Annotated in this window: 17 protein-coding genes and 1 tRNA gene; 8 read left to right on the plus strand and 10 right to left on the minus strand. The window is 49.2% G+C overall.

Annotated elements, in window-relative coordinates; translation table 11 throughout:
* Positions 1 to 82: 82 nt before the first annotated feature.
* The 7 genes from M6G53_RS08190 (at position 83) to M6G53_RS08220 (ending at position 9,386) form a co-directional block, all read left to right on the plus strand.
* On the plus strand, positions 83 to 802 hold the full coding sequence (locus M6G53_RS08190) for a LuxR family transcriptional regulator (RefSeq protein WP_253330403.1): 720 nt from the start codon (positions 83 to 85) through the stop codon (positions 800 to 802).
* 1,056 nt (positions 803 to 1,858) lie between these two features.
* Positions 1,859 to 1,943: transfer RNA gene (locus M6G53_RS08195), tRNA-Leu, on the plus strand.
* A gap of 213 nt (positions 1,944 to 2,156) precedes the next feature.
* Complete coding sequence (locus M6G53_RS08200) at positions 2,157 to 2,678, plus strand: type IV secretion protein Rhs (RefSeq protein WP_253330404.1); 522 nt, start codon at positions 2,157 to 2,159, stop codon at positions 2,676 to 2,678.
* Complete coding sequence (locus M6G53_RS08205) at positions 2,675 to 3,055, plus strand: putative T6SS immunity periplasmic lipoprotein (RefSeq protein WP_253330406.1); 381 nt, start codon at positions 2,675 to 2,677, stop codon at positions 3,053 to 3,055. The genes M6G53_RS08200 and M6G53_RS08205 overlap by 4 nt, the downstream gene beginning before the upstream one ends.
* A 464-nt stretch (positions 3,056 to 3,519) precedes the next feature.
* Complete coding sequence (locus M6G53_RS08210) at positions 3,520 to 4,680, plus strand: DNA cytosine methyltransferase (RefSeq protein ID WP_436286518.1); 1,161 nt, start codon at positions 3,520 to 3,522, stop codon at positions 4,678 to 4,680.
* Complete coding sequence (locus M6G53_RS08215; RefSeq protein WP_253330410.1) at positions 4,661 to 7,639, plus strand: ATP-binding protein; 2,979 nt, start codon at positions 4,661 to 4,663, stop codon at positions 7,637 to 7,639. The genes M6G53_RS08210 and M6G53_RS08215 overlap by 20 nt, the downstream gene beginning before the upstream one ends.
* 1 nt (position 7,640) lies before the next feature.
* Positions 7,641 to 9,386, plus strand: coding sequence for a response regulator receiver domain (locus tag M6G53_RS08220; RefSeq protein ID WP_253330412.1), 1,746 nt, complete (start codon positions 7,641 to 7,643; stop codon positions 9,384 to 9,386).
* Between the two features lie 90 nt (positions 9,387 to 9,476).
* Here M6G53_RS08220 and M6G53_RS08225 read toward each other — a convergent pair whose 3' ends face one another.
* From M6G53_RS08225 to M6G53_RS08265, 9 genes are all read right to left on the minus strand, one after another.
* The gene (locus M6G53_RS08225) at positions 9,477 to 9,866 is read right to left on the minus strand and encodes a hypothetical protein (RefSeq protein ID WP_253330414.1); all 390 of its coding nucleotides are present in this window, start codon (positions 9,864 to 9,866) and stop codon (positions 9,477 to 9,479) included.
* A 450-nt stretch (positions 9,867 to 10,316) separates the two neighbouring features.
* The gene (locus M6G53_RS08230; protein ID WP_253330416.1) at positions 10,317 to 11,078 is read right to left on the minus strand and encodes an HNH endonuclease; all 762 of its coding nucleotides are present in this window, start codon (positions 11,076 to 11,078) and stop codon (positions 10,317 to 10,319) included.
* A gap of 168 nt (positions 11,079 to 11,246) precedes the next feature.
* Positions 11,247 to 11,555 (minus strand): hypothetical protein, encoded by a 309-nt coding sequence (locus tag M6G53_RS08235; RefSeq protein WP_149571010.1) that lies wholly within the window; start codon positions 11,553 to 11,555, stop codon positions 11,247 to 11,249.
* 534 nt (positions 11,556 to 12,089) lie between these two features.
* Positions 12,090 to 13,052, minus strand: a complete 963-nt coding sequence (gene yjiA, locus M6G53_RS08240) for a GTPase (RefSeq protein WP_253330418.1) — start codon at positions 13,050 to 13,052, stop codon at positions 12,090 to 12,092.
* 21 nt (positions 13,053 to 13,073) lie between these two features.
* Positions 13,074 to 13,277 carry a YbdD/YjiX family protein gene (locus M6G53_RS08245; protein WP_004953088.1) on the minus strand — a complete coding sequence of 68 codons (204 nt, stop codon included), beginning with the start codon at positions 13,275 to 13,277 and terminating at the stop codon, positions 13,074 to 13,076.
* Between the two features lie 214 nt (positions 13,278 to 13,491).
* Positions 13,492 to 15,672, minus strand: coding sequence for a carbon starvation CstA family protein (locus M6G53_RS08250; RefSeq protein WP_197781081.1), 2,181 nt, complete (start codon positions 15,670 to 15,672; stop codon positions 13,492 to 13,494).
* A 252-nt stretch (positions 15,673 to 15,924) separates the two neighbouring features.
* A complete protein-coding gene (locus M6G53_RS08255; RefSeq protein ID WP_253330420.1) occupies positions 15,925 to 16,614 on the minus strand; it encodes a trehalose-6-phosphate synthase in 690 nt (229 codons plus the stop codon).
* A gap of 13 nt (positions 16,615 to 16,627) precedes the next feature.
* Complete coding sequence (locus M6G53_RS08260) at positions 16,628 to 17,038, minus strand: GNAT family N-acetyltransferase (RefSeq protein WP_253330423.1); 411 nt, start codon at positions 17,036 to 17,038, stop codon at positions 16,628 to 16,630.
* Between the two features lie 28 nt (positions 17,039 to 17,066).
* Complete coding sequence (locus M6G53_RS08265; RefSeq protein ID WP_253330426.1) at positions 17,067 to 18,437, minus strand: glutamine synthetase family protein; 1,371 nt, start codon at positions 18,435 to 18,437, stop codon at positions 17,067 to 17,069.
* A 387-nt stretch (positions 18,438 to 18,824) separates the two neighbouring features.
* Between M6G53_RS08265 and M6G53_RS08270 the strand changes: the two genes are divergently transcribed.
* A complete protein-coding gene (locus M6G53_RS08270) occupies positions 18,825 to 19,124 on the plus strand; it encodes a helix-turn-helix domain-containing protein (protein WP_019453270.1) in 300 nt (99 codons plus the stop codon).
* Here M6G53_RS08270 and M6G53_RS08275 read toward each other — a convergent pair.
* Positions 19,114 to 20,031: a LysR family transcriptional regulator gene (locus M6G53_RS08275; protein WP_069100376.1), complete on the minus strand. Its 918-nt coding sequence runs from the start codon at positions 20,029 to 20,031 to the stop codon at positions 19,114 to 19,116. The two genes, M6G53_RS08270 and M6G53_RS08275, sit on opposite strands and share 11 nt — an antisense overlap.
* Between the last annotated feature and the right edge of the window lie 20 nt (positions 20,032 to 20,051).

The raw sequence follows: 20,051 nt of genomic DNA on the forward strand, positions 1-20,051 counted from the left end.
TGGTGCGGCATGCCCCCGCCTGCGGTTTTTGTCGTGTTATAGTCACTTCAGTGGCAATGCAGGGAGAGGGAGCAGGCAGCCAATGGAAGATGAATATAACCTCAGCAACATTATCGGCAAGCGCCTGGAAGCGGCACTTGGGGAGTTGGGCGATCTCCTGTGGGCGTATGTGGTGTTATCCAAAAAAGACATTGCCTGCATCTTTGGCGTCACCAACTACCCGAGTGAATGGGTAAAAAAGTATCAGGAGCAGGGGTTGCAGTACATTGATCCGGTGGTACTCACCGCCCGCAATCGCCTGACCCCCTTCGCCTGGGACGAGCAAATTATGGCTGACGCAGGGCTGCACTTTCCCGAACTGTTCGAGCAGGCCCGCGAGTTTGGCGTGACGCATGGCTATACCTTCGTGCTGCACGATTACAACGACAATCTCGTCACGCTTTCCTTTGCCTTTAGCGCGGAACAGAAAATGGAAGCCATCCAGGCGCTCACCGAGCGTAAAGGCGACATTTCAGTATTGCTGGCCTCGCTGCATGAGTCCTATCTGGCGCTGTCACCACTGTCAGCAAAAAACGCCGCAGCGCTGGAGAGAAACGCCCGTTTTACCGACAGGGAAAACGAGATCCTCTATTGGGCCAGCGTGGGCAAAACCTACCAGGAAACGGCGATGATCCTGGGCATAAAGACCGGCACCATCAAGTTTCATATGTCCAACGTCGTCAAAAAGCTGGGGGTAACGAATGCCCGACATGCCGTGCGCCTGGGGATGGAGCTGCGGCTGATTAAGCCGGTGGAGTACTAAGGCAACGGCTGCGCAGAACTCATCAGCGGGATACGTCTAAAGGGAGAAAATATCGGCTGGCGAGCAGCGTCTTTCGATTCGGGAAATAGCGAGCGTTAACCGGTATTGATTTGGCGCCGTGGCGATTAACGTGAAGGCCGCAATAGCGTATCGGCGGCTCCGAACTCTGCAATTTGAAATAATCACCAGGTTGAACTGATAAAGGTCTAGTAAGGGACTGTACTTTAGTCTAACTAGTTTCGCACCCCTTGAGGCGATACACTTCTCCGGTAATGTTTTGATAAAAAATACAAAAAAAAACCTGACCGCGTAGGGCCAGGTTGCCAATATTGGCCAACACCAGGGAAAATTTTCTTACACCATCTTAAAGCTATTAACTCTGAAGAGGCAAGCGATCTCAGCTGGTTTTTAGGCATTAACCAGCCATTTTGTTAGGTCTGTACGCTATTTTCTGGTGATTTAAGATAAAACTCATCTAATAGAATTACTCTTTCACCTTTGAGAGCACCATTCCGATTTTTTTATTTCCTACCTGATATCCACCAATGAAAAAATAGTGTTCTCGAAATGTTGCGCAACCTGATTCTTTATTGGCTGACACATGGGTATGCAATTATTTGCAGCATTGCCATTGCGGCTGGGGATTATTTTGTTTTTGACTGGCGCTGGGTGAATCAGTGGTGATGGCGGGAGGAATATGTGCCCTTTCGTGTGGCGGGTTCCTGAACCTGTTTCGCTAGTTGGGCGAGCGGCTCTGGCTAGCGGGAGTGAGTGACGTACGGCACATGAATTATCATTACTCTGTGCAACGATGCTGAAACCTGGGATCGGACGGCATCGCGCGTGACGCCTGTTCCTGGATGCTCGTTGCAACAGCCTGTGGATGTAGCATGCTCATCATCAACAGGGTTGTGAAGGGCGCACAGCGGGAAGGCGGGGCGTGCAAACGCGCGTTGCGGCGGTTTTTTCGACACTTAACTCATTGAACAACGGATAAGTGTTGCGTGCTGGTCGCGGGAAGGTATAATTCACCCGTTTTCCGCATACTACTTCAGTGCCGAAGTGGCGAAATCGGTAGACGCAGTTGATTCAAAATCAACCGTAGAGATACGTGCCGGTTCGAGTCCGGCCTTCGGCACCATTAAGTACCGCGCGAACAAGAAGCCACCGAGAGGTGGTTTTTTTGTGCCTGGAATCTGCCTGCCGCAATTACCTACCCACTTTACTCTGTATTGACGTATTTCCCATTTCAGTAAAAACCGGATCTTCCTGATGCTTTCATAAGGCCTATCTGATTGACCTTAAAGGCTAAAATAGCGTTTCATTGAACCCTTTCGGATCAAGGAATTCCAGGATGGAGCCACAACAGGAAGGGAGCACGCGGGCGTTAACGCCGGGCGAAGTCAATCTGGCGCGTTCAGTGTTTGGCAGCACCATTTTCTATCAGACCGTATTGGTTCACTGCGACAGTTACCTGCCGTTTGGGCTACAGAATCAGTACACGGCGATGAGCCCGAATGGGGAGCTGTATTTTCGCAGGGCTTTATACCGACCTGATTTTACGGTGCATCATTTGGCACAGCACCTGTTTATCCACGAGATGGCACATGTTTGGCAGCATCAAAGAGGCATGTGGGTGCGTACCCGTGGGCTTCTCAGTTGGGCGGCGAGCTATCAATATCGGCTCGATCGGTTGCTGTTGCGTGAGTATAGTATGGAACAGCAAGCATCGATAATTGCAGACTATTTCTATCTCAAGAAGTTTGGTGTTAGCGATTTTATCGGTTTATACGGTAGGAATTACTCAGGGATAGTAGACAGAAGTACATTGTCAAAATTTCAACCCATAATCAGAAGCGCAGGGCTGCCACTATGAAAAAATTCCTCTTACTCTTTATTCCTCTTTTTATCTCTGGTTGTCCTATGGGGGATAAAGTCAATTTACGCCCGGCAAAAGCAACGACTGTAGGCAGCAAGATCTGCGTTTTTGTTGATAAGAATGATATGGAAAGAGAGGAGTCCATTCTCAAGGTAGCCATATGGAAGTATGGCAATGATAATTATGTCTATGAAAGATCATATGCAAACACGCCTATTGGATTGGAACCTGGGAAGTGTGTTCCTGGCATCGATGAGTATGATTTTATCCTTGGTGAAGGATACAGTGTTATTGTCAGTACGCCTTTGCATCCGTATGAAGCCGGGTTTATCGTGTGGAAACGGGGTGAGGAGGTTATGTTGGAGCCGTATTAGGTTTTAATATGGTGATATTAATGATAGGTTTCAGATTTGTTATTCTACCCAAAAAATATTTCATAGCGAATGCATTTTGGAACATGGATAAAGACAACTTGCGACAACTAGCATCCATTAATAATTTTTGTATGCTCGGGAGGCAGGAATCGGTTACTCCTTATTATGACTTAATTATATCCAGGGAGTGAACCAAGGTGCAGTGAGATCTACGTTCTAATCTTGATGAGGTTTCATAGTTCGGATATTAATAATACTATTTATTAGCGGAGGCTTTTTAAAATTTAGAAAATTAAGTAAACCTTTATGCACTCAATAGTACAATGAGATCTATTTATACACCATAGTCGTGCAAGATAATCAATGTCTTGATGTTACCTTTGGATTGTGATAGAAGCCTGCATAATGTAAAATCAGTCACAAGAATATGACTGCTTACAAAAGTGAAGGGTAAATTGAACAAAATCAAGGCAATAGATCTTTTTTCAGGTGCGGGAGGCTTTTCGTTAGCAGCTCTGGATCTGGGTATTGAAATTTTAGCTGCAATAGAACTTGATCAAGATGCATGTGATACGTACAGCAGAAATTTAATTCAAAAAAGAGAAAATAGCATAAAATTAATAAACAAGGATATTATGACTATTTCACCTGATGAGTTAATGGATTGCTTAAAACTCAAAGAAAAAGAATTGGATATAATCATTGGTGGGCCACCTTGCCAAGGTTTTTCATCACATAGAATAAAAAATGCTGGTGTAAATGATCCAAGGAACGAATTGTTAATTCGTTACTATGACTTTGTTAAAATATTTCGACCCAAGATATTCCTTGTTGAAAATGTGCCGGGTTTACTTTGGGAAAAGCATAAAGACTACTTAAATAACTTCAAAATGCTTGCGGCTAATAGTGGTTATAAAATAGTCGGGCCATTAAAGCTGAATGCAAAAGATTATGGAGTTCCTCAAAATAGAGGCCGGGTATTTATCTTGGGTCTTAGAGATGACATTTTTCTCAACGAAGGTGATTGGCCACCACCTCCAACTCATTTTAAAGATAAAACCCCTCATTGGATTAATGCTTCTGAGATTTTTGAAAAACCATCACCATCGGTTTTTGAAAGAATTAGTGTTGTTTTAGGTCAAGATGTCACTCAGACATTAAAGTTCAAAAGTCCTCTTAAAGAGGATAAGAGTGACCCGAATAATGTACACATGAACCATGCCGACTATATGATTGAAAGGTTCAATTTAACACCAATTAATGGTAGTCGGGAAGATGTTGATTTTAGATTACCATGTCATTCTAATGGATATTCAGGTCATACAGATGTTTATGGTCGGATAAGGTTGTCAATGCCAGGCCCAACTATAACTACTGGTTGTTTTAATCCCTCAAAAGGACGTTTCCTGCATCCGTGGGATAATCATGGAATTACCGTGAGACATGCGGCACGATTTCAAACATTCCCCGATGATTACATTTTTTCTGGTGGCATCATTAGTCAAGGTAAACAGGTTGGAAATGCTGTTCCTGTGAATCTAGGGAAAATTCTTCTGAAATCTTGTATTGAAATAATAAGCAATAACTCTGAAAGGGATGATAAAAATGCAGATGAGATCTCTTAGCTTTAAAGCGAGAGCAAGGACAATTGAACATCTCGGTAAGGGGCAGATTGCAGATTGCCCAACTGCTGTAAGCGAGCTTTGGAAAAATGCATATGATGCTTATGCAAGAGATGTGGCATTATACACAATAGATGGCGATTATCCTTGCGGAGCCCTTATAGATAACGGTTGCGGAATGTCCTTGCAACAAATTATTGATAATTGGCTTGTTGTTGGCACCGAATCTAAAACGAGAAAGAACACCTTAGAAGAAAATGAGCGGTTCGGATTAGGTATCCGAAAAACTCAAGGAGAAAAAGGGATTGGGCGATTATCTGCTGCTTTTCTATCTCCCGTAACTTTTCTTGTTACTAAGAAAATGGATAATAATTATGTTGCCTTACTAATTGATTGGAGGCTTTTCGAAAACCCGTATCTCTCATTTGACGATGTCACTGTTCCATTCAGAGAGTTTGAAAATATAGATTCTCTCTCTGATGTTTTATCTGGTTTGCTCATTGAACTTAAGAAGAATGTATCCTTTCCCAGCAAAGATGAAGATGAAGTTCGTCATTTTAATCATCTCCTCACAAAAGCAGCTTGGGAAAAATTCTCAGAAGACGAGAAAACTGTAAATGAAAAAAGTGACTTTATTACTACTCAAGATAAAATAATTAATTTTTGTGATCAATTTAAAATAGATCCTAGTGTCTTCGTTCCTTGGGAAGAAATCTTAATCAAAGTTGAAAAGATAGACGGTGGTAAACATGGTACCGCTCTCTTTTTATTGGAGCTTGGACGAGATTTGTCATTATTAACCAATGCAGGGGATTTAGCTAAGGATAATGCAGAGTTATCTGATGTTGAACAAAGCTTGGTTGACACTTTAAGGGCATTTGTAAATCCTTATATTTTAGAGGATCTATCATTCTCTTATGAGATATATACAGTTAAGGCCAATGGTTACCATCGTCAAATATTAAAGCAATCGGATGTATTTAGTAAAAGCGATTTTGATGCTTTAGAGCACACTGTTGTAGGCTATGTTGATGAGAAAGGTTGGTTTAGAGGTCGCGTAAAAGCTTTTGGTGAGGATAAGGGCGAAGTAGTTATTCCTGCCAGCATAAGTGTTAATTCTGATTCTGGAGTCGGACCATTTGAAATTCAAATTGGGACATTAGAATTTCTGCCGCAAAATACCTCGCACACCGAGCGAGAGCATACACATTTTGACCTCAAGGCAAAAAAATATGCTGGGCTTATGGTGTTTCGGGATAATTTAAGAGTGTTGCCATATGGACGAGTAGATAATGATTTCTTCCAGATCGAGGAAAGACGTTCATGGAATGCTGGACGGTACTATTGGTCTAACCGAAGAATTTTCGGATTTATCAGTATCACACAATCAAATAATAAAGAACTAAAGGATAAATCAGGAAGGGAAGGCTTCATTCGAAACCAAGCTGCTAGAGAATTGAAAACATTAGTTTCAGATTTATTAACATCATTAGCGGATAGATTTTTTGGTAAACATTCCGAAGATCGTAAAGAACTTCTTGAGCAAGTTAAACGTGAAAAGGAATTACGAAAATCAGCACAGCAACAAGCTCGTAAATCTACACAAAAGAGTTTCTCTGAGGCACTAAAAACGCAAACTCCCGTTTTAGATGCTTCGCTTGAAGCTGTAAAAAAATTGAAGACTAAATTAGATAGCAATCAAAACAAGCATGATTTTAATTATATAAAAGAAATAGATGCTGACCTTGCTAATTTAGAATCATTGAGAACAGAAATAAAAACTCCAACTAAGCCACCTAAAATTGGTGTATATGAGGAGAGATATAGAAATTATCGTGATAAATACAATGAATTCTCTGCGTATATATTAGAGATGAAATTAATAGTTAACAAATTGGATTCTGAATTAAATAAGTTAGAACCTTCGTTAGTAGGTAAAAATCATCTTGATAAAAATCAAGGGATCATAAATGCCAGATTAACCAAGTTTAGTAATAATATAGATGAAAAAACAAATGCACTCTTAAAGAAATGGGGAGAAGAAATTAAAAGTGATAGAGCTATATATTACTCTAAAGCTATATCAATAGTTGACTCAATTAATGTCAATACTGAGATCGAGAATGTTTTAAATTTACTCGATAGCATTTATATTGAAACAATTGACTCCCTAACATTCAAATACCAATCTATAAATAAAGGATTAGAAAGGTTATTTGAAGGAGTAAATTTAGACTCCGCTTTTTCGCTATCAGAAGAAGAAAGAGAGTATTTCGAGGATAAAGCTAAGAGTTTAAATGCTTTGGCTCAGTTGGGAATCAGCGTCGAAATACTCTCACACGAGCTTGAAGAAATGGACTCGATGGTTACACGAGGACTAAATTCTTTGCCTTCAACCGCGAAGGAACACCCAGGTTTCACATTGGCTCTGAATGCACATAGATCATTAACACAACAAATCCGGTTTTTATCACCTTTGAAAATATCTGGATATCAGTCAAGGCAAAAAATTTCTGGGAAAAATATAATGGATTATATCCTGAAATTTTTTGGTGATCGTTTTGAAAGACAACGTATTTCCATTGAGTTCGGTGATGATTTTAAGAACATATCTATCAATGATATACCTTCACGAATATATCCGGTTTTTACTAATATTATAAATAACGCAATGTATTGGGTGAGTTTGTCCGATAATCGTCTTATCAAAATAGATTTTGTTAATTATCTAGTTATAATTGCAAATACAGGCCCTGCTATAGACCCAGATGACATTCCTCGTTTATTTGAATTGTTTTATAGCAAAAGAGCTAATGGTCATGGTGTCGGGCTTTATTTATGCAGGGAGAATTTAGCTGTAGCACACCACAAGATTTGGTATTCTGATCCAAATGTTGAAGATGACTATTTAATTAAAGATGGTGCTAATTTCGTAATTAAGTTCAATGGAGTGGAGTCATAACATGACTATAACAACTTATAATTCCCTTGTGCAGAAAACTTTTTGTGATAATGCTATTCGTTCAGTAGTAATGATAGATGACGATTTTATTACTTATTCTGACTCTATCAAAGCACTTAATAGCGAGATAAAATTAGACCCAGCAAAAATTGATTCCTCAAAGCGTGCTGCTACCCTCGAAGAATATTTTCAAACCAAGAATATGATCTGTGATATTGACAACGGTTCAGTAAACTTTGATGTTGACCGGATCCGTAAGTCAGATTTGGTCATAATGGATTATCATTTAGATAACAATGCACCGGATAAAACTATTACAATATTAAAAGAATTAAAAAATTCTGATCATTTGAATATGATTGTTATTTATACGAGAGAGGAGCTCAAAACTGTTTGGATGCAAATTGCTTCTTCTCTAAGAGGGATCGAAAATTGTAATGATAAAATACTTGAAACAGAAAATGATGAATTAATTGAATACTGGCAGAGTGTTATTTTACCTGATTTGAACCACAAAGGAGAAAGGGCATTAACGAGGGATGAAACTGTACTATATATCCAAGATGACTGCCTATGTAAGCGTATTAAGAAAGCAATCCGAAATGATGGAGGCCTTACAGAGCAAAATGATATTAATTTCATTGCTAAGATGATTTCTGAATATGCAGTCGCTGAAAATGCCGTCATTCCAGATTATATGACAAAAAGCATGGTTGTAGGGGATACTGCCGGTAATAAATGGATTCAAAGTGGTAATATATTTATCAGTGTGTTCCATAAGGATAAAGATAATCATGAAAGTGATGGTGAGAGAATTTGGCAAACACTAAATGAATCATTAATTGAATGGAACCCATCTTACTATCAAATTATCAAGTCAGAGATTCAAAATACTATTGAAGCAGAAGCGCTTTCTTTCAATAACCATTTAGCTAATGATGGTTATGGTCAAGCTGGATGGTTGAATCAAATATTAAATTCCGCTTCTGATGAAATTAAAAGGAAAAACATTGAATTTGTTTTTAGTAATTTATCTGAAGAACTCTATGAAAGATTGAAGGGAAATAAATCTTTAGTAGGCTTCATTAATGATGTTTTTGAAACATATACAACTGATTTTAAAAGTAATGGAGAAGCGAAATCATTAGAGTATTGTTCAAAACAAATGAATTTACCTGCAAATGCAAGCTCGTTTAATGAGATGTATCATGCTTTGAACATGAATTTGTCTTCTAGGAATTTTGAAGAAGGACATATTTCAACAGGTACAATTTTCTTCGATACTGAATCTGAAAAATGGTATTTATGTGTTTCTGCTGCTTGCGATCTTGTTCCTACTCAGGGTAATGATCCACATCATAAAAGATTAAGTCCTCATCGTTTAATTAAGGTGTTAGAACTTTTCAATGCTAACCAGAATAAAGCATTACCTAATGCAGAACAATCCAAGTATATTTATGTAATTCATAAGAATACCAGAAAATATTTATCTATATTTGAAGGCGATAAAACTTTACCAGTGGTTGATTATATGGTTGTTTTAAATCACGGTCATACTGTTCCGGGGGAAGAGAAAAATATACTTTCAGCGGTATTCTTGAGTAGCATGGATGACAACGTACAAAATGTACCAGTTAAACTGAAATTAAAATCCCAGCTTCGAAGTGGTTATGCTGAACGATACCAAGCTATTGCGTCGCAATACAGTTCTAGAATTGGTGTGGATTATGTATCTATGATGCCTTAAAACATGAAAAGCCGATATGATATAGGAGTATAGTTATATCGGCTTTTCATAGTACCAAGTTATATTTAATACTCTTCCGAAACTTAATTATTATCTCTGCTTTAATCTCCTAAGTTTCATTGACTCAAGCGAAAATAACAATAAAGTTGTGCTATAAATGAATCCTGAATTAGTTAACAACTTGAGATTTAAGGCATCTGGTTTCTCACTTAAAAAATGAAATGCATAAACCAAATAAACTGCTAATGTTGCCGTTCCAATCGTAGGGCCGATATCGCCCTGATCATGAGGTTCCAATGTGACATTGAACTTAAATATGAGCCATTCATATCCCCCTGTTAAAAAGACTACCATTATCATTGCAGATAAAAGATATAGTATGTTTTCTGTGTTAGGACTTTTTAATGCTGACTCTTTTTGTAAAAGTTCACATACTGATAAACCAAAGAAAATAAAGCGGCCTTGAACTAAATTTTTCAAAAATCTTAAATAATGTATCCAAGTTCACTTCTCCAAGCAATATATTTGTTGCTTTATATTACCATAACTCAAGAATCCTTATAACCTGTATGCAAATTATCCTATTTTTCAATTGGATGAAAAAACAAATATACGAGTTATTTTGGTGTTCTTTAAAAAATTCTTGCTAAAAATACATGAATTAACTTACATTCATAATGTTCGTCATGATTTTTTATAGCGTTCGATTATCACCAATCGGGACTGATGGTATCAATGATGGTATCATCGACAATGTGGATTGCTTTAATTACTAAAGATCAAAAGGATAGTTGCGATGTTCGAGTTCGGCCTTCGCTCAAATGATGGCCGCCGAAAAATGTTTCTTGCGCCCCAAGTCGGTCTTTCGTAACTACCCATTCTGATAATGCTCATTTAGCAACATTGGATCTGTAGTAATGATATGTAAGCCTAATTTCCAATGAAGATATTCTCTCTATGAAAAGCAAGATGAGCTTTATCTGGAGAATGATTTATAGGCGTGCTAATTATTTCACCCTCATATATCTCGAAGTTTTCCACATAGATACTGCTTTTCAATAGCTTGATTTTATTTGATAGTACCAGTCTCAAGTCTTCGTCGAAAGTGATTAGCCCACGGTCAAAAGCCTTGTCATGCAGGCTGGACAGGCACAATCCGTTACTAGGGTTAAGGCGTTGTTCGATTGAGTGGCTCCAAGGCAGGATATGGCTAGCAACGAGTAATGCTGGTTCTTCTAATCCGGTTATGCAGCAACGATATTCGTAAGCTTCCAATACATTTTTGCGAAACAGGTTTTGGTCTACACGTGTTTTGACTGTAGAGAACTTATCTCTGCCACTGAAATCTTTTGGCTCTTCATCAAAATCAGGTGCGGCTGGTTTCTCCAAGTGTTCCATTGCCGTTTGGCATTGCTGATTAAACAAATCCATATCTTGGCTCATTTCTTTCCACAGCTCGCGATCGGCATTGGAAGCGCCTTTCAAACCGCTTCGACCAGATTCGATAATGTATGGATCCAAACTAGCGAGGTTAACCAGTTTCATGGCTAACGCCGACGGCGTACGGTCAATCAATTTTGCATAGTGGATTATTTCGGGATTTCTCGAATGAAGTTTGCCAAACGGTATTTGGCTGTACAGAGTGAAAGCGATCAGTAATTCTTCTCTAGTCCAAAGTTTTGCAGCAGCCATACATCCATACCCAGCAGTTAACTCATCGATTTACCGAATGCGTTAACTATGCCAGGTAGGGGAGGAAATGCCTACCTTGATGAATGCTTTTGTTGTGATATGTCAGTCAGATCTATTGGAAATTGTGGGTGGGAAGGGCGATGAGCATCGCCCTGATTGCCATTTACGTTAGCCGCAGGCTTCCATCTCCCGCAGTGCCCGCCCATAAAGGTTACACAGCGCAGGAACCAGATGCGCCGTAGCGTTGAGGTAGCGATTCATCTGCTCCCAGCCTTCGGTATCCAGCTGTGGGTGCTTTTGCAGTAAATGGCCGAATAGCATCAGGCCGTGGCACAAACCTTCCGCCTGTTCAGCAGAGAGTGCGGCCAGGTCTAAAAGTTCTGAAGGGTTAAAAGCGCTGAGATCGAGGTGGTTAAACAGTTGGCGGTAGAGGGTGAGGGTGCTTGCAACGGATTCTGTAGTGGGAACCTTTGTCATGGGTGCATCTCCGTATGTCATTGATTAATGACTATCACCAGAGACGCTAAACTCGGGTGGTAGCCCAGACGGGGTTAGCGTCACCGGGACATACGAACCGGCGCTTCTTGCGAAGCCCCCGCCTGAGCCACCATTATTTGGAGTGAACTAAAGCTGCTGCATTATTACATAATACAGCGGTAGTATGTCAGATTCGGAACGCTAACTCCGGCTGCGGATTTTTCCGCAGCGGAAAAACTATAGCGTTATCAGCAAAGGGAAAAAATAAGCTGTATAGAATTACAGTTTATTTACTTTTAGGATTGGAATGCATCTCGCAATTTGCCATTCTCTCGGCATTAAATGATTAGTCATAAATCCATAGGCGATATTTATTAGTTAAAGCTAATAAAATGGAATGTGATGGCAGTAGGTTTATTATCGTAAGAAAAAACAAGCAGGAAACACACTACGGCTAATGCCACTCCCTCCACCCCGTTAGCACCATAAGCCCATAAAGGAGCCCACCCACAGGCCCCAATATCTAAACCCTGCTTACCCCAACCCCCCAATCCTTCCCCGAATCTCCTCCTCCGGCAGGTCCACACCAATAAATACCAAGGTGCTCCGGCGTTCCTCACCAGGCAGCCACTCCCGATCCCAGTCGGCGTTATACAGGCGCTGCACGCCCTGGAACAGCAGGCGGCGCGGCTCGTTTTCGATAGACAGAATGCCTTTGTAGCGCAGCAGGTTGTCGGCGTATTCCAGCAGCAGGCCTTCCATCACGTCGGAGATTTGCATCAGCGGCAGCGGGCGCTCCAGCGTCACTACGATCGAGCGGATGTCGCTCTGCGGCTGCGGGATGCGGCGGAACAGCGGGGCGGGCGGCGTCAGGTTGAGCTTGTCGTTCAGCGTAAAGCCTTCGATGTCGAACAGCACGCTCAGATCGATATCGCCGTGTGTCACCTTGTAGACCGGCGCGCGGGCGTTCATCCGCTGCAGCCGCTGGATCAGCGCCTCGCAGTCCGGCGCCACGTCGGTTTTGGTCAGCAGGAGGCGGTCGGCGTAGCCCACCTGCGCCTGGGCGATGCTGAACTGGCTCAGCTGCTGGTCGGCGTGCGCCGCGTCCACCAGGGTGATGATACCGTCCAGCAGGAAGCGCTCGCACAGGATCTCGTGCGAGAAAAAGGTCTGGGTAATCGGGCCGGGATCGGCCATGCCGGTGCATTCGATGATCAGCCGATCGAACACCAGCTGGCCGCTGTCGACGCCGTCCAGCAGATCCAGCAGCGCGTCCGCCAGTTCGTTGGATTTGCTGCAGCAGATGCAGCCGTTACTCAACGTGGTGATGCGGCTGGCGCGATCGCCGATCAGCGCGTCGTCGATCGGCACTTCGCCGAACTCGTTCTCGATGACCGCGATTTTATAGCCGTGTTCGGCGTTCAGGATGTGGCGCAGCAGGGTGGTTTTGCCGGCGCCCAAAAAGCCGGTCAGGATGGTGACTGCAATGGGTTTCATACGGGTCCTTGTGACTGCGGGTTAACAGCAGCGCATGCCGCCTTTGCCGTCGCCGCCGTAGCGCGCTTGCTGGCGCTCGCGGAAAAATTCTTTATAGGTCATCACCGGCTTGTCCGGGTGGTTGTCTTTCATGTGCTGGACGTAGGTATCGTAGTCAGGCACGCCCACCAACATGCGCGCCGCCTGCCCGAGGTACTTCCCCGCCTGGCCGAGATTTCCGAACATAGTTTCTTACTCCCAAATACCCTGCTTACCCTTCGTCTTTCGAACCGCAGCGGTGTTGGCTGCACTCCCGAACCCCAGTCACTTACTTGAGTAAGCTCCTGGGGATTCGCTCACTTGCCGCCTTGCTGCGGCCCGAAATCCTTTGGGTACCGGTTAGCTTTCATGTCGGTACTGCATAACTGATTTCATTATGCAGGGTATCCGTTAAATCACATCAATGCTGGGTCGAAACTTTGACCTCCCCCTCAGTTACGCCGTCGGCGGGCGCGGCCTGCGGCACCGGCACGTAAGGCGTTTCCTGATCGGTGCGTTTCGGGTTTTTGTGCGCCGCCAGCGCGGTTTTCACCCCGTAGAAGATGATGCTGTACACCACCAGCAGGAACAGAATACTCAGCCCGGCGTTGGTGTAGTTGTTCACCACGATGTGGTTCATGTTGGCGATCTGCTGGGCGCTCAGCTCGGCGCCGCCTTCGGCGATCTTGCGCTTGTACTCGCCGGCCAGGAAGAAGAAGCCTTCCAGCTGTGGGTTGTCGCTGAACAGCTTCAGGCCCAGCGCGTAGGTGGTGCAGATCAGCAGCCACACCGCCGGCAGCACGGTCACCCAGATGTATTGGGTGCGCTTCATCTTAATCAGCACCACGGTGCCCAGCACCAGCGCCACGGCGGCCAGCATCTGGTTGGAGATGCCGAACAGCGGCCACAGGCTCTTCACGCCGCCGAGCGGATCCACCACGCCCTGATACAGCAGGTAGCCCCACAGCCCGACGCAGCCGGCGGTGCCGATGATGCCGGCCACCAGCGAGTCGGTTTTCTTCAGGAACGGCACGAAGTTGCCCAGCAGATCCTGCAGCATAAAGCGGCCGGAGCGGGTGCCGGCGTCCAGTGCGGTCAGGATGAACAGCGCCTCAAACAGAATGCCGAAGTGGTACCAGAAGCCCATGTTGGCGCCCGGAATGATCTGGTGGAACACGTGGGCGATGCCCACCGCCAGCGTTGGCGCGCCGCCGGCGCGGTTCAGCACCGAAGGTTCGCCGATGTCGGTGGCGGTCTGCAGGATCTGTTCCGGGCTGATGACGAAGCCCCAGGAGCTGACCGCCGCCGCCGCATGCACGGTCACGTCCTTCAGCGAAGCCATGATCATCGGCGCGTCTTCGGTGCCCAGGCGGTGCAGATCCGGCATGGTGATGCCCAGCGCCGCCGGCGGGGTGTTCATGGCGAAGTACAGGCCCGGCTCGATAATGGAAGCCGCCACCAGCGCCATGATGGCGACGAAGGACTCCATCAGCATCGCGCCGTAGCCGATAAAGCGCGCGTCGGTCTCATTGGCCAACAGCTTCGGCGTGGTGCCGGAGGCGATCAGCGCATGGAAGCCGGAGACCGCGCCGCAGGCGATGGTAATGAACAGGAACGGGAACAGGGTGCCTTTCCACACCGGGCCGGTGCCGTCGACGAACTGGGTGACCGCCGGCATTTTCAGCTCAGGGTTGAGGATCACGATGCCGATCGCCAGCCCGACGATCACGCCGATTTTCAGGAAGGTCGCCAGGTAGTCGCGCGGCGCCAGGATCAGCCACACCGGCAGCAGGGCGGAGACGAACGCGTAGCCGATCAGCGTGAAGGTGATGGTGGTGTCTTTAAAGGTCAGCGCCGGGCCCCAGTACGGGTCGTGCGCCACCACGCCGCCGAACCAGATGGCGGCCACCAGCAGCACGATGCCGATGATTGATACTTCACCCACGCGGCCGGGGCGCAGATAGCGCATGTAGATGCCCATAAACAGCGCGATCGGCACGGTGGAGCAGACGGTGAACACGCCCCACGGGCTTTCCGCCAGCGCTTTCACCACGATCAGTGCCAGCACCGCCAGGATGATGATCATGATCAGGAAGCAGCCGAACAGCGCGATGGTGCCCGGTATCGGCCCCATCTCTTTTTTGATGATCTCACCGAGCGAGGCGCCGTTGCGGCGCGAGGAGATGAACAGCACCATAAAGTCCTGCACTGCCCCCGCCAGCACCACGCCGCCCAGCAGCCACAGCGTGCCGGGCAGGTAGCCGACCTGCGCGGCCAGCACCGGCCCCACCAGCGGCCCGGCGCCGGCGATGGCGGCGAAGTGGTGGCCGAACAGCACGTTCTTGTTGGTCGGCACGTAGTTCAGGCCGTCGTTGTTGACCACCGCCGGGGTGGCGCGGCCGGCGTCCAGTTTCATCACCTTGGTGGCGATGTACAGGCTGTAGTAGCGGTAGGCCACCAGATACACCGCCACCGAAGCGACGACGATCCACAGCGCGCTGATGTGTTCGCCGCGGCGCAGCGCCACCACGCCAAGGCAGGCTGCGCCGAGTATCCCCAGCAGCATCCACGGAATGTGCTTTAAAATCCCCTCTCGTTTCATGAGGTATCCTTAATTCCAGTCTGCAAAATATGAATGAACTCATCCGCTTGTAAGAGATGTCAGAGTGGCGCGGTGAGCCGTAGCGTCTTTCCCGAGGTAAGGCGGGTTTAGGAACAGCTCATCATCGCCGGGGGTAAGGGGGGAAGACAGGCGTATTTCGCTCAGCGGTCAGATTCGCCGGGTGAACGGTTGGATGGACGGGGTGAGCGGTTGGCGGCCTGAACCAGAGAGTCGGCCGCCGGTGGACTGCGGTCAATAAACCTGCCTGCCGTTGATGCCGGCGGGGAAAATGCCGGTGGCGAAAATATGCCCGTTGGCCTGGATCTGATCGTCGGGCAGCATCTCCAGCGGGAACTCGGCCGCCAGGCAACTGAGAAAGGCGTTGCGATCGTCGGTGGTGGTAAAGCCGATCAGATCGTAGAACAGCAGAGAAGCGATCAGCTGGTGATGTTCCGGGATGCGCCGCAGCAGCGCCGCCGACGGGAACGGCAGGTGGAAGAAGAACGCGCAGGCGTTCAGCAGCCCCTGTTCCTTCAGCGCCTGGGCGCAGGGCAGCAGCTGGTAGTCGTCGATGCAGACGATGTCGTCGGGGCACAGGTGCTCGCAGGCAATATCGGCAAACCGGCGGTTCAGTTGCCGGTAGGCGCGGTAGTTTTCCGGCGTGAAGTGCGCCTTCTCCGGCTGGTTGTGGAACACCGGCCACAGGCCGTCGTGGTAGTAGCCCTGATAGTGGCGGCGAAACTCCTCGATCGACAGCGGGAAGGTCACCTGATCGTAACCGGCGCGTTGGCGGCAGCTGATCGGGCGCTGCGCGAAATTCTGCACGTCGCCGTTCCAGCCGAGCCACAGTCCCGGTTCGGCGTCGGCCGCCAGCGTCTGGCCGGCGCAGGCCAGATCCTTACCGTCGCACTGCTTGTTGGAAATCAGCACCAAACGAGACATGGGGGTCTCCTTATCAGTGAAGGGCGCGCAGGGCGTGCGCCGAACCATCGGCGCGCCAGGGCGCTTGCAGCGCGGGCAGCGTGACGCGCAGGCCGCGCAAGGCCGGATGCGCCAGGCAGCAGCGCGTCAGCCAGCTTCCCAGCCCGACGCCGCGGTATTCGGCGCTGACGAACAGTTCACTCACTGACGCGAAGGTGGCGTAATCGGTCACCATGCGGGCGAAACCGAGCAGGTGGCGCTTGCGGTACAGCCCGAAGCACAGGCCGTGGTGCACCAGGCGCTCGGCCGCCGCCCGATCCGGCAGGCTGAGGAAACGCTGGAGCGCCTCGATATCCAACAACTGCCGATCGGTGCTGATATGAAAAACGCCTTTGCGCCAGCAGAGCAGCGGCTGCACGGGCGCCCGTTGCGGTTGCATATTCATGATTATCCTTAGGTTAATGAACCGGGGGTTACAGCATCCAGCCGAGTTCGGCGGCGGTGACCTGTTCCTCGAAGCGGCGCAGTTCGGCGCTTTTACAGGTGTGCCACAGGGTGCAGAACGCCGGGCCGAGCAGCTCACGCAGCGGATCGCTGTGGCGGAACAGCGCCAGTGCCTCCTGTTGGCCGAGCGGCAAGGGCGCGGCGTTGTCGCTCTCGCAGCCGTTGGCGGCGGGCGGCAGCGGCTGCGGGTTTTCCAGCCCGTGCAGCAGGCCGCCGAGCATCACCGCCAGCGCCAGATAGGGGTTGGCGTCGGCGCCGGCCAGGCGGTATTCGATGCGCTGGTTGGCGCTGTCGGCGCAGGGCAGGCGCAGCGCCACCGTGCGGTTGTTGTGGCCCCAGGAGGCGCGCAGCGGCACGTGCATGCCAGGGCGGAAGCGGCGAAACGCGTTGATGTTGGGCGCCAGGATCGCCATCGACGCCGGCATCAGCGCCAGCATGCCCGCCATCGCCTGCTGCATGTTGTCGCTCAGTTCGCCCGGCGCGCCGGTCAGCAGATTCTCGCCGTGCTCGTTCTGCAGGCTGATGTGAAAATGCAGCCCGCTGCCGGCGGCGTGGGCGCAGGGCTTGGCCATAAAGCAGGCGTGCTGGTGGTGTTGCTCGGCAATCTGCCGCGTTAGGCGTTTCAGCGCCATGATCTGGTCGCAGGCTTCCAGCACGCGCCGGCTGTGATGCAGGTTCAGCTCGTACTGGCCGGAGGCGGCTTCGGCCACCACGCCGGTCAACGGCAGGGCTTGCAGGCGGGCGTGCCGTTCGATGTCGCTCAGCAGCGCATGGTGGCGCTCGGGCGCATCCACCGCGAAGCTCTGCGTCGGGCAGGCTTCCGCCTCGGCGGGGTGCTGCGGATCCTGCAGGTAGAACTCCAGTTCGGCCGCCACCACCGGGAAGCAGTTGCGCTCGTGCAGGCGCTTCAGCACCCGTTGCAGCACCACGCGCGGCTCCAGCTCGCAGGCGCCGCCGTCGGCGTTTTGCATCGTCAGCAGCAGCTGGGCGTGGCGTTCGGGATCGCGCGCGCAGGGGCGCAGCGTACCGGGCACCGGCAGGCACAGGCGGTCCGGTTCGCCCGCCCGCTGCCCCAGCCCGCTTTCTTCAATCACCCGGCCGTGCAGATCCAGGGCGTAGATCGACAGCGGAAAGTAGCAGCCTTTTTCCAGCCCAAAGGCTTCGGCGATCGGCAGCCGCTTGCCGCGCAGCTGGCCGTTCAGATCGTGCAGATAAATGTCCAGCTGTTCGGTCTGCGGATAGCGCTGCAGGTAGTGCTCCAGCTCTTTGTGGAAGGTGCGGGTCGTCGAAGCGGGCAGCTCCGCCAGCAGCGGATTGAAGCCGATGATATTAGAATGCATGGCGTGCTCCAGAACGGCGACCGGTCACGGCCAGAGGCAGGGATAAACGCATGAGACAACTCTCTTGTGAAGCCATAGCGGCGATGTGAAAAGGGTATCTGTGGCGGCAAAAACTGTCTGTAAAAACGCCGTAACGTTAATGGGGCGTGGAATAAAAATGCCGTAAAGAGCGCGGCGGCGTTGGAGTGGGGAATAAAACGTCCGCATCCCCTGGCGAAGCCGCAAGACAATTCCCCCCTTCTTTTGCGAGCTGCCAGGCAAAACGCCAATGGCGGTCTGGATAAAATTATAGATTCCGGTCTATCGGCTCTTCATAGATTGTAATCTATAATCAGGCGATGCCATGTGGACGGTAATGACAACGAAAGAGTTTACAAGGAGTCACCCATGAGCACCTTAAAGCAACTGCTGGCCTCCCGCACCCCGGAGAGCCGCCGGCGCATCGAGGAAATGGCCGAAGAGATGCTGTTTGAAGCACACCTGCACCAGCTGCGGGAAGCGCTGAATATTTCCCAACAGGAATTGGCGAAAACGCTGGGCATTTCCCAGCCTTCGGTCGCGGCCATCGAAGGGCGCGGCAATGAGCTGAAGATTTCGACCCTGAAACGCTATGTGGAAGCGATGGGCGGCACGCTGCGCCTGGACGTTGAGCTGCCGGGCGGCAAGCACGTCGGGTTTACGGTTTAAGCGCAGGCTGCGCGCCACTCCCCGCCATTTCCCGTTCGATCACCGTCGCCAGCGCCTGCGCGGCGGAAGAGAGTTGATGCTGCGCCAGGCGGATCAGGCCCACGCGCCGTTCGATGATCGGGCCGATCAGCGGCACGCAGACCGCCCCCAGCTCATCCATCTGTTGCTCGCACAGCGCCGGCACCGCGCTGGCGCCGAGGCCGTTGGCCACCATGCGCCCGACCGTCACCAACTGGTGGCTTTCAAACGCCACCTCCAGCGTTCGTCCGCTGCGGGCCAGTTCCTGCTCCAGCAGCAGCCGCACCGCCGATGGCCGCTGCAGGGTGATGAAATCCAGCGTCAGCAGCTCCTTCCAGCTCACCTGCGCCTTGCGCGCCAGCGCCGAATCTTTCGGCACCACCGCCAGAAAGCGATCGCGGCACAGCGGGGTGAAGTGCAGGGTGTCGCTCGGCTCCGGCTCGAAGGCGATGCCCATCTCCACCCGCCCTTCGCGGATCATTTCAAACACCTGCTCGTTGATGACGTCGTGCACCGCCACGTTGATGCCGGCGTAGCGATCGCGAAACGCCTTGAGGATCGGCGGCAGCGGGTTGCCGGCGAACGACGGCATGGCGGCGATCGCCACCTTGCCCATCTGCAGGGTGAAGCGCTGGCGCATCGCTTCTTCCGCGTTATCCCAATCCGCCAGCAGCTGGCGCGCCATCGGGAAGAAGGTTTCCCCCTCCGGCGTCAGCGTCACCCGGCGGGTGGTGCGCAGCAGCAGCGGCCCGCCCAGCGCGTCTTCCAGCCCACGGATCGCCAGGCTGAGCGCCGGCTGAGAAATATTCAGCCGCTCGCTGGCCTGGGCGAAGTTCAGAGTGTGAGCTACCGCTAAAAACGCGCGTAACTGTTTGATGCTCATTTTCATTTTGGCTGACGTTAACTCTT

It is taken from the genome of Serratia nevei (assembly GCF_024160145.1).
Taxonomy (GTDB): domain Bacteria; phylum Pseudomonadota; class Gammaproteobacteria; order Enterobacterales; family Enterobacteriaceae; genus Serratia; species Serratia nevei_A.